This is a genomic window from Bacillus cereus group sp. N6 (assembly GCF_016483705.1).
Taxonomy (GTDB): domain Bacteria; phylum Bacillota; class Bacilli; order Bacillales; family Bacillaceae_G; genus Bacillus_A; species Bacillus_A wiedmannii.
Genome location: NZ_JAEHBI010000230.1, coordinates 1 through 382, shown reverse-complemented (window position 1 = coordinate 382; position 382 = coordinate 1). Strand labels below are relative to the sequence as shown.

The following is a 382-nucleotide window of genomic DNA, read 5'->3' as shown; positions in this document are numbered from 1 at the left end:
CCAATGTTACAGAAGGCAATCCACAAATGGGAAAATATGAGTCAGAGTAGCTCTTTCCGTCTCGCATATGAAGCACGGGAAAAAGTGTTATTTGATGAACAAGCGAAATTGGCACATGCTCGTGAGGTTGGTATAGAAGAAGGCATGGAAAAAGGGATAGAAAAAGGGAAATTAGCCGAAAGAGAGCAACTGATCCGTGGTATGTACAAAAATGGCATGGATATCGAAGATATTGCGAAATTTACAAATATGACCCTGTCGGACATACGCCGCATTTTGGGACAATAACAGATAGGCATCTCATTGAATTGGTCTTCCCCCCGTCAAGTAGACAACTGTAAAAAAGACTATGCAGCCATCGAAATTCGAAATTCGATCGGAG

1 protein-coding gene is annotated in these 382 nt (G+C 41.9%); it reads left to right on the top strand.

Features of this window, described 5'->3' with window-relative positions; all coding sequences use genetic code 11:
- Positions 1 to 288: Rpn family recombination-promoting nuclease/putative transposase (locus JDS99_RS31080; RefSeq protein ID WP_199696508.1), on the top strand; the 288-nt coding region annotated here is incomplete at its 5' end.
- Positions 289 to 382: the final 94 nt, after the last annotated feature.